The organism is Novosphingobium naphthalenivorans NBRC 102051 (assembly GCF_001590985.1).
Taxonomy (GTDB): Bacteria; Pseudomonadota; Alphaproteobacteria; order Sphingomonadales; family Sphingomonadaceae; genus Novosphingobium; species Novosphingobium naphthalenivorans.
The window spans coordinates 1-9,188 of sequence record NZ_BCTX01000123.1 but is presented as its reverse complement, the minus strand read 5'-3'; the positions used below and the strand labels follow the sequence as shown (position 1 = coordinate 9,188).

9 protein-coding genes are annotated in these 9,188 nt (G+C 60.8%); 3 read left to right on the top strand and 6 right to left on the bottom strand.

The window, feature by feature from the left end; translation table 11 throughout:
* Window positions 1-106: 106 nt before the first annotated feature.
* From NN5_RS23015 to NN5_RS23000, 4 genes are read right to left on the bottom strand one after another with little or no spacing between them, the layout of a single operon-like run.
* Window positions 107-571: a hypothetical protein gene (locus tag NN5_RS23015; RefSeq protein ID WP_067738819.1), complete on the bottom strand. Its 465-nt coding sequence runs from the start codon at window positions 569-571 to the stop codon at window positions 107-109.
* Window positions 555-2,357: a site-specific integrase gene (locus NN5_RS23010; protein ID WP_067738816.1), complete on the bottom strand. Its 1,803-nt coding sequence runs from the start codon at window positions 2,355-2,357 to the stop codon at window positions 555-557. The genes NN5_RS23015 and NN5_RS23010 overlap by 17 nt, the downstream gene beginning before the upstream one ends.
* 4 nt (window positions 2,358-2,361) lie before the next feature.
* Window positions 2,362-4,179 carry a site-specific integrase gene (locus tag NN5_RS23005; protein WP_067738813.1) on the bottom strand — a complete coding sequence of 606 codons (1,818 nt, stop codon included), beginning with the start codon at window positions 4,177-4,179 and terminating at the stop codon, window positions 2,362-2,364.
* Window positions 4,172-5,314 carry a tyrosine-type recombinase/integrase gene (locus NN5_RS23000; RefSeq protein ID WP_067738810.1) on the bottom strand — a complete coding sequence of 381 codons (1,143 nt, stop codon included), beginning with the start codon at window positions 5,312-5,314 and terminating at the stop codon, window positions 4,172-4,174. Before NN5_RS23000 ends, NN5_RS23005 begins: the two co-directional genes overlap by 8 nt.
* 203 nt (window positions 5,315-5,517) lie before the next feature.
* On the opposite strand from NN5_RS23000, the gene NN5_RS22995 reads away from it, so the two are divergent.
* The 3 genes from NN5_RS22995 to thcA are packed head-to-tail and all read left to right on the top strand — an operon-like array spanning window position 5,518 to window position 7,831.
* Entirely contained in the window at window positions 5,518-6,006 is a 489-nt protein-coding gene (locus NN5_RS22995) for a TIR domain-containing protein (RefSeq protein ID WP_067738807.1), read from the top strand.
* Between the two features lie 5 nt (window positions 6,007-6,011).
* Window positions 6,012-7,172 carry a Thoeris type III anti-phage system protein ThcB4 gene (gene thcB4, locus NN5_RS22990; RefSeq protein WP_067738804.1) on the top strand — a complete coding sequence of 387 codons (1,161 nt, stop codon included), beginning with the start codon at window positions 6,012-6,014 and terminating at the stop codon, window positions 7,170-7,172.
* A gap of 2 nt (window positions 7,173-7,174) precedes the next feature.
* Window positions 7,175-7,831, top strand: a complete 657-nt coding sequence (gene thcA / locus NN5_RS22985) for a Thoeris type III anti-phage system protein ThcA (RefSeq protein WP_067738801.1) — start codon at window positions 7,175-7,177, stop codon at window positions 7,829-7,831.
* 16 nt (window positions 7,832-7,847) lie between these two features.
* Here the strand turns inward: thcA and NN5_RS22980 are convergent, their stop codons facing one another.
* On the bottom strand, window positions 7,848-8,402 hold the full coding sequence (locus NN5_RS22980; protein WP_067738793.1) for a toll/interleukin-1 receptor domain-containing protein: 555 nt from the start codon (window positions 8,400-8,402) through the stop codon (window positions 7,848-7,850).
* 46 nt (window positions 8,403-8,448) lie between these two features.
* On the bottom strand, window positions 8,449-9,054 hold the full coding sequence (locus tag NN5_RS22975) for a TIR domain-containing protein (RefSeq protein ID WP_245656671.1): 606 nt from the start codon (window positions 9,052-9,054) through the stop codon (window positions 8,449-8,451).
* Window positions 9,055-9,188 lie beyond the last annotated feature (134 nt).

The following is a 9,188-nucleotide window of genomic DNA, read 5'->3' as shown; positions in this document are numbered from 1 at the left end:
GCATTAGGTCTGCATTGACCTGTCTTATTGGCTCCGCAAAGCCCGTATTTCCGCCATCTCCAGTCCTCCTCCCCTTCCAAGACGCCCGATTAGGGCGTGACCGCCTTCAGGCAGCGGAGGGATCGGGCGCTTCGGCGTTGGTGCGGATGGGGACGGACCGGCGTATCCGATCGAGTTCCTGCACAAGTTGCGCGTTACGGCGTTCGAGCCGCTCCGCGCGCTGCTCGGATTCGACAGCGCGTTTCAGCAGGCTGGCATTATGTGTCGCGAGGGCGATGTTCGTGGCTATCGCGTCATGAAGAGTGGCGCGTGTGCGATCGGCCTCGCCGGCGGCCGTTTCAGTGGCGCCCTCACGTTGCGATTGAAGCTTGCGCAGGGCGTCGAGAACGTCGGCATGGTGCGTATAGATGATGTTGCGGCCGACCCCGGCTACTCGTGCGAGACCGGCGACCGTTGGCGCGGCGGATGGGTCTTTGGCGAGGACGCCAAGAGCTTCGCGCAGGCGTGCATTGGTGTTCGCCCGGCGACGGGCCTGCGGGGTGGATGGGTCAGATTCAGACGTCACCGGCATTTCCTTCGTCGAGCTGGTCGAGGATACGGCGAGATTCCTGGATGCGGGCTTCGGCAAGTGCTCGGCTCTCGCGATCGAGGTCATCGCGCTGGATCAATGCGGTATTCCGTTCAAGGCGCACTTCCCAGACCGGCCTATGCCGCTCGGTCACGGCGAAGTTGGCGCAAGTCGAGCAGGTGCTTTGTGTGCGAAGCACCGGGTTCGGCTCGCGCTCGCCGCCGAGGCAAGCGGAGGTCTCCCGGCGGTAGAGGCAGTAGCCCCAGTCGCACACGCCGAGGCGCATATCCGTTTCGGCGAGGATCTCGGTGATATAGCCATCGACGTCGCCCGACCGCGTGCGCCCGCGGAACGGCGATCGCTCGGAGAGCATGACGCCCGCCTTCCCGGCGACGTTCGGCGCCAGGAGCAGGTCTTCCAGCGCCTTGCGGCTTTCTTCGGCGGCCTGGTCGTCGATCAACTCGGCAAGCTCGAAGTCTGTGCCCACATAGGCCCGGTCGGTCATCGCGCGGTGGACATGGCCGAGATGGCGTTGCAGCGCCGTCAGGCCGGTGCGGTCGCGCCGACCGATGAACCGCGAGAACGTCTTGCGGCCCTGATAGGTGGTCAGGTGCCAGGTGCCGCCTTGGTGTTCCGGCAAGCCAAGGAACGGCATAAGTCGCTCGTTCAAGCGGATATTGACCATGGGTGATCGCAGTCGGGCGACGGGCATCATCGTCGGAAGCGGCGAGCGTCCCCGGCCGAGCTGGTGAAGCCAGAGGTTCCTCTTCCCGCTAAGTTCGCGAAGCGGAGCGGAGAGACGTTCGAGGATGTGGATCGCCCGCTGGACCGGCTCGGGCGCGAGCCAGCGATGGATGTCCCCATGTTCCGTCAGCGACGTCTTCGTGATGGTGCCGACCAGATAGACGTGTTCCTCGCCGTCTCCATCGGCCGCGCGCCGTTCGAGGCAATCCTCCTCAAGCCTGAGTATTTCGGAGGCTCTCGCGCCAACGAGATAGGCGATGACTACGAAGCAGGCGTCGCCAAGGCGATCGAGCATGAACGTCAGGCGGCGCAGCGGCCATTCCGGATTCGGATACAGATCCGCGTAGGGGCATGGCTCAGCCAACATGGCGCGTCTGATATGCCAGTGGAGCCTTCGCCCCTGATGCTGTGGTCGGAACTGCTCATACAGATCTTCGAGACGGTCGCGCAGCGCGAGTATCTGGTCCGCTGGGTCACCGAGCAGTTCTATAGCGCCGCTGATGAGAGGCACGGCGATCTCGTCGGGCGTATAGGGATGGCCGCCATAAGGTTTCCAGTGCCGCTTCCCAACCGAACCGGCGCGAGGCGGCGCCATCAGCGGCGCGTCGTCCAGCTTGTCGCGCTGCATGTGGAACGTGCGGATCGTGCCGAGATAGCCTTCGGCGGTGCTGAGGGAGAGCCGTGAAGCGTTCCTGCCGGGACGAGCGCGCAACATGGCCACGAACCGGTCGACGGCGTCTTGATCGAGATCCTTGAAGCATCGGACGTTCTCGACTGCCATCCATCGAACGAGGAAGCGGATGTGGCTGAAGTGGCCGTCGACCGTTTCCTTGCGAAGTGGCATCCGCCCTTCGGGCGGATCGGCCCGCAGCGAGAGCAGGAACAGTTCGGCGGCGTGCCGGAGCGGCGTCCACTGATCGTCTCCGAACCGGCTCCCGTCCGGCATTTCGAAGCCCCAGTTGAACGTCGTGGCGGCGGGGACGCCTTCGTTTCCGAGCAATGGCGCCGGAAGCTGGGTAGGCGTGGATTTCGGGACGGAGGCCATGAGGCTATTCCAGGTCCGGCAGCGGCGGCAAGGCGGGTATGAGCAGTTCCGCGTCCGGCATCATTTCGCGCGGGAACGCCGGCAGCAGGTCTTGTGTCAGCACCCGAAGGCTGGGCGCATAGAAGAGGCTGAACCGGATCGGGTCGATGCGTTCCCGCGCCGCTTGAAGATGCCTGGTGGCTTGGACGATGCGCGCCAGATGATCCGGGTCGATCGGGACGATCAGGCCCGGACAGGCAAGGCAGCCTCCCAGTTTCGGGCACACGCGGCCAGGCCGTGCGTGCCCGCCGTCGATCGGACAAAGGCAGTCGTGACCGAACAGCGCCGTCACCCGGACGCTGGTATCCGGCCCTTGATGTTGTGAGTCATGGGAGGGCGTCTCGCCGGTGACCCATGTGATCATCAGCGACTGGAGCCGGGCGATCGTATCGCGTTCGAGGCGGCGGACGGCCTCGCCATCGACGTAGATATCGGTGGTTGCGACATTCGCATGATTGAGGACCGCCTTGGCCGCCATGATATCGCCCTGTGACGCTGTGTAATGGGCGCTTGCCATGCTGCTGCGGAACAGCTTGGGCGAGAAGTCTGGAAGCAGGGAAAGAGACTTGCCGGGATGCGCGGCGTTCCAGGAGGCGATCGCGTCATTGTGCCGCTCGTAGAAGCGCAACATTGCCGATCGCAACGTGGCCTGCACGATATGACCGGCGTGATGCTCGCGCTCGAGGCGTCCTGTCGTCATGAGGAAGCGGTGCAGGAACAGCCGGTCGCGCTTGGACGGCTCCACATGCGGCAGCAGAGGCGCCGTCATCGCAAGGAGCTTTTCGATCAGGCGCGACGCCGCATAGGGTCGGCGATTGTCGAACGAGCGCCGTTGCATGCGCTTCACCTTACTGCCGGCGCGGGGTTTCACCCACTCGACCATGACGCGATGCCGCTCGAGCGGATGCGGCACGAGGCAGTCCCGCTTGATCTGGCGCAGCGGACCGGTATTGGCCGCCGTCTGGATTAGTAGCACGATATAGAACGCAACCAGCGTGTCGGTCGTGAGGTGGAGATAACCCTCGAGCTCGCGGAACCCGCCTACCTCGGCGATCCTCTGCCGATCGGGCTTGTTAAGGTCCAAGCCTCGGTCGCTCGGCAGGATACCGTGGCCAAGGCGGTGGAGCTTCCAGATCCAGCGATCCCGTTCGGCGGTCCGGCCGCCATGAAGGAGCACATTCGGAAGACCAACGATAGCTTGCCCGTGCTGGAACTTGTCCCACGCAGTGTCGATCTCGGCATAGCAGACTGCCAGCAGGGCGCGCATTGCGGCAGGTGTCAGCCGATCTTGCGGTAGCCGCTGGACGCCGGCGAGCGGGATCGCATTGTTGGGAACGGCGAAGCCCGGTGCGAACAAGCCTGGATTGTCCGCGATCGCGCGCTTGAGGACCGGCCGGATCATACCGAGCTGACCGGATTGTGAGCGGACGCCGCGCCTGCGCCCGTTGGTGGGCATCGCCAGCCAGGTGATGAACCGGCGGATCGTTGCCGTGTCGAGGTCTGCCGCGCGCCTGACACGCGCGTCTTCGCGCAGGAACCTCCCAAACACGCGCAGCGCGAACCAGTGCGCGGTGCGGGTCGCAGCGCTGGATGCCACATCATGATCGCGGAAAGCCCGGGCGATGGCGGCGCTGATATCGTCCGGCATTCCGAACAGCGCCGGGTTGAAGCTTTGGACGATCTTACCCCATTCGTCGCGGAACTGGATTTCGGCGACCTGCGCCGGATGGTTAGCCGGTGCCGGATCGAGTCTTAGCGTCCGATCGAGGCGGCCCCTAGCCATCGGCGGGGATCAGCTCGCCATAAAGATAGGCGAGGCTTTCGCTCAGATCGCGCTCGTGCAGTTCGACGCAGCGCAGATAAATCGCGGTGGTTGTGATCGAAGCATGGCCCAGCAGCACCTGCACGACCTTGAGCGGGTTGAGATCGGGATTGGTGCGGGCCTGGATCTGAAGGCGGGCCAGCATCGCCATCGCGAAGGTGTGCCGCAGCCAATGCAGCGTGCCCTGAAGTCCCGCGGCCGCGAACGCTTCCGCGAGCTGCGCCGTCAGGAGCTTTCGCGTCATGGCGCGGCCATGCTCGTTCAGCAGGAGATTGGGCGGCGCGCGATAGCCCCGGTCGGAACGGCGGATACGGCGGACGATCCGGGCGCGATACTCGCCCGCATACCAGTGGGTATGATCGAGCAGCCGAAGCGGCGGATAGACCGTCCTTGGCCGGTCGCCCTTGGTGATATGGAGCGGCACGCCGACAAGTGGATCGCTGTCGAGGTCGAGTGGCCAGCTATCTGGGATCTGGTCGACGGCGAGCGCGCAAAGCTCCTTGCGACGCAGACCCGCCCCAAGCGCCCATTGCGCGGCAAGTCGGGCGGTAGGCCTTAGATGCGCGAACAGCCGTGCCAGTTCGTCGGCGCGCAGCGGTCGCGGCAGTTTTTCGGGGCGTGAGACGATCAGCTCGTTGACCTGGCGCCGCTGCAAGCCCGGGCGATAGGCGCCGTCGAGCATCAGCGTCATCTTCTCGGTCAACCGGAACGGGCAGTAGTCGATCAGCCCCTTATCGAGCGCCCAGCCATAGAAGCGGCAGACGGTCGAGACACGCGCATTGATCGTGGTCCGGGCATAGGGCCGCCCGGTATGGGTGCTGGGATTCTCCAGCATCCGGTTGCGATAGGCGGCGATGACGCGTTCGTCGGCTTCGCGCCATTCGATCCCCGATTGTTCGAGCGAGTCGAACCAGTCGTGGAGATGCTCGCCGTAGGTCCGCACGGTTTCGGAGGCGTGGGCACGGCCGCTTAGCTCCGCGTGCTCCACGAGCCAGACGAAGGCCGGCTCGATGATCGCCATGTCGGCGTCGAACAGAATCGGGAAGCCAGCGGGGACATTGGGCACGCCAGAGGCAGCCCGAATTACTGATACCACGGGCCATCTCCCTCGCCCGCACAGGTGCGATTTCGAAAGTAGCGCAACATGCTCGATTTGGCCGATGCATTTCGATGGAATGGGCGCTTTCCTCGCCATGCCGAAAGGTGTCGCTGCGACCAGCCTACCCCAAGCACTCACGGTGCCTGCTGACACCTGGCGCCCGCCTTGATATGAGCGAACGATGATCGAGGGGGGAAGCGGTGGCGCGTCGGGTATTCTTTAGCTTTCACTATGACCGTGACGTTCGACGGGTCGTGCAAGTCCGCAATTCCTGGGTGGTTCGTCCAGGTGGCGAAGCGCAGCCTTTCTATGACAAGGCAGAGTTCGAAGAGGCAAAAAGACGCGCGGGCGGCATAGAAAAATGGATCGAGGAGCAGCTCAAAGGCACGTCCGTGACTGTGGTGCTGTTCGGCGCAGAGACGTATGATCGCGAATGGGTCCGGCACGAGATCAAGAGAAGCTACGAGCTTGGGAAAGGCCTATTGGCCATCGACATCCATAGCGTAAAAGATCCGCAGCTTGGAACTGATCGACAGGGGTCCAACCCTCTCAGTTATTTCACAGTAAAGCAGAATGGCCGAGATATTCCGCTGTCGAACCTATACGGGACATATGATTGGGTCCGGGATAACGGCTATGCCAACATGCCGGCTTGGATCGAAACCGCGGCAAAAGCGGCCGGTCGCTGACACCAATGAGTATCTATGAACTGGCCATACTTGGTACCGCAACGCCAGAGGAGCGCGCAACACTGACAGCGACGCTCACTGATATCGTTTCCGACTTCGGATTGACGTTGGGGGACGATGTAGTTGTGCATAATGCGGAAACGCTGGGTGAGCGGCACAAGCCAGCAGCATTCGCATGTGCGTATTTTGGAGGAAATGCCCAGCAAGATCTCGAAGCGGCCCAAGACCTGATCCGGGCCAGTGCGCCCATCATTCCAACGATTGCCGCTGGCGCAGACTTCAATGCTCACATCCCCCCGCTTCTCCAGCCCATAAATGGGCTAACGCGGCGCGCTGACGATCCAAATATGACTGAACTCGCTTCAGCAATGCTGGAATGCGTGGGTTTACTTCGTCGACAGCGACGGGTTTTTGTGAGCTATCGGCGCGTGGAATCCCGAGCAGCAGCGTTGCAACTTCACGATCTCCTTGCGTCCCGCGGATTCGACGTATTCTTGGACACGCACGACATTAGGCCCGGCGATCCGTTCCAGGATGTGCTTTGGCATAGGCTCGTCGATTCTGATGTTATGGTTATGCTCGACACGCCTACCTATTTCGATAGCCGCTGGACTCGACAGGAAATAGGAAGAGCACGCGCGAAAGAGATCCAGGTCCTTCGTGTAATTTGGCCTGAGCACACGCCAAACAAGCTGACCGATCTCGCAGAGACTATATATCTTGATCCGGAGGAACTCGAAGGGCCGGATGGTCCAATAGTAGCCAAAACGGCGGATACAATCGTCCTGGAGGTCGAGCGGCTACGAAGCCGCAGCATCGCATCTCGATATATGTCGATTACCGGCAAACTGCGCGCTGACGTCGAGAAAATTGGTGCGTCAGTGGAAGGCGTCGGCGCTCATCGGGCCGTCGCCGTGCGGTTGCTGGACGGCGAAAAGATCTGGGCATATCCGATCGTCGGAATCCCCACGGCTGAAATTTTGAACGATGTGGCCGATAAGGCGCGACGAGCGGAACAGCAGGAGATACCGGTACTGGTCTACGATCATATCGGCATCCGTGATGCATGGAATGCTCATCTCCGATGGCTTGGGGAGCATATTCGCGCGGTCCGCACGATTAAAGTTTCCGAAGCCGGATGGGCTCTTGCGGCATGGGAGAACTGACCATGACTGAGGCCATTTTTCTTTCGGCAGGCGTGCCGGATCCGAAGCGAGGCCCACAATATGCGGCGACCGCTGACAGTGTCGCGATTACAGCCGCAGTCTCCGCTTTGGTGCACGTCACGCTAGGACGCAGGCTGCTTGTTTGGGGTGGTCAACCCGCAATAACACCAATGATCTGGGTGGTCTCGCAAGACATAGGAATAAATTACGGACACTGGGTCCGGCTCTACCAGTCTCGCCATTTCAAGGACGAGTATCCCGAGGACAATGAACGATTCAACAATGTGGTTTATACGGACGAGATTGAGAAGGATCGGGAGAAGAGCTTGCTGGCCATGCGTGAGCGCATGTTTTCCGAACACAAGTTCAAAGCGGCAGTTTTCATCGGGGGTATGGGCGGGATTGTACAGGAATATGAAATGTTTCGACGCCTGCAACCGGACGCTACAGTGATTCCAGTAGTCTCCACGGGCGGCGCGACGCTTGAAGTTGGGGCGCAGGTTGAACCTCTATCGCCCGACCTAGTGGAAGACCGGGACTACGTTGCGTTATTTCACCGCCACCTTGACGTTTCCGTCCGAGAGGAGCGCTTCGAAAGTCCAACTCTCCAACCGGATGTCGTTGAGAAGCGATTTTGGCAACCCCCTGCCACTGCTTAAACGGAACGGGAACTCGTTATTCACCAGAGAGCCACTCGCTAAGCTCTGTAGCTGTGTTCCTTTTCTCGTCGAGGACCATCCAGACGCGCTTTTGATGACCCTGTAGATCCCCCCAGACGATGCGTCGGTATAATCCCAGATACTCCCACGACGCCCACGCTTGCTCATGCGAGCTGTCGGATGCCGGGAACAGCGCGATCTTCGTCAGCCCTTTATAACCATCGGCCACGCCCAACTCCCAGGGCACCCAACGGCTGTCCTTGCTATTCTTGCTTGCAAGAAGGACAAAGCGCTTGGTCTGGCGAATACGGCTCTTTAACAGCCCCGCCGTTTCCTCCGTCGTGTATGGGGGCATTTCCGGGTCGATTTCATCGACATAGACCCTGGCTCCGTGCCCTTCCAACACACGAATAGCGCCAACGACCAGATCATCATCCTTGCTTGAGTGCGAAAGGAATGTGGTGCCTGAGAGGCTACGGGAAGCAGCAGATTTTCTGAGGCTGGCCTGTTCGCTAACATTTAACTTATCAGCGAAATTCCGAAGCTCGGATTTTGTAATGTATTCGATCATAATCGACACTCTATTATCGGATATAGACCGAACTCACGGAGCCATCTCAGTTCTTTGAGCGGATCGCTATCGCGTCCTCAATCCAGCTCTCGATTCCGTTCTTGATCGAATCATAGACTGCCTTGCTATCTGTGCCGGAAGGGGTGACCAGCTTCGCTATAGACGATAGCTTTTTCCCGGTATTTCCATAGCCCACTTCGTCAAACGGATTGCTACCAGCCGTGCACGAATTCCCGTCGTGGCCGAGAAGTTTGTTTATCCGAATACCGACCACTCCTTTGCCGGCATCCCAGCCTTTAACGATCTCGCGGATTACCCAAGGCCGGTTTGCTGTTTCAGAGCCGACAAGCACCACCACACAGCTCTTGCCGTACATGTTGTCATCGATCCAATTTTCGATCGAGGCCTTGCCCTTCCGCTTGACCTCTTCCCACGCATTCGCGGTGCAAAGAGACTGCCCTTCAAGAGCACCGATGTTACGCACTTGCTGGGTGCGCCAAAAATCGTTCGCGAAGTGGAAACTGAAGAAAACGCGCCGCGCCATAAGGCCCCCTTTTGTTCTCCGGCCTTCTACAAGCCCAGCCTTCGTTTCGCCAGGGAAATCGATTTTGGAACGATCTGCTCGAGGATGGAGTGCGATAATTGAGGCCAAGCGGGTTCATCCGGCAATCAGGCGTCGCTACGCGACGCGAGTGACGGGCCGACCACCGCCAGCTCTTTGGGTTAGCGCGGCGGTCGGCCCGTCACTCATCGCGAGCAAAAGAGACAGTCTCCGACGCCGGACCT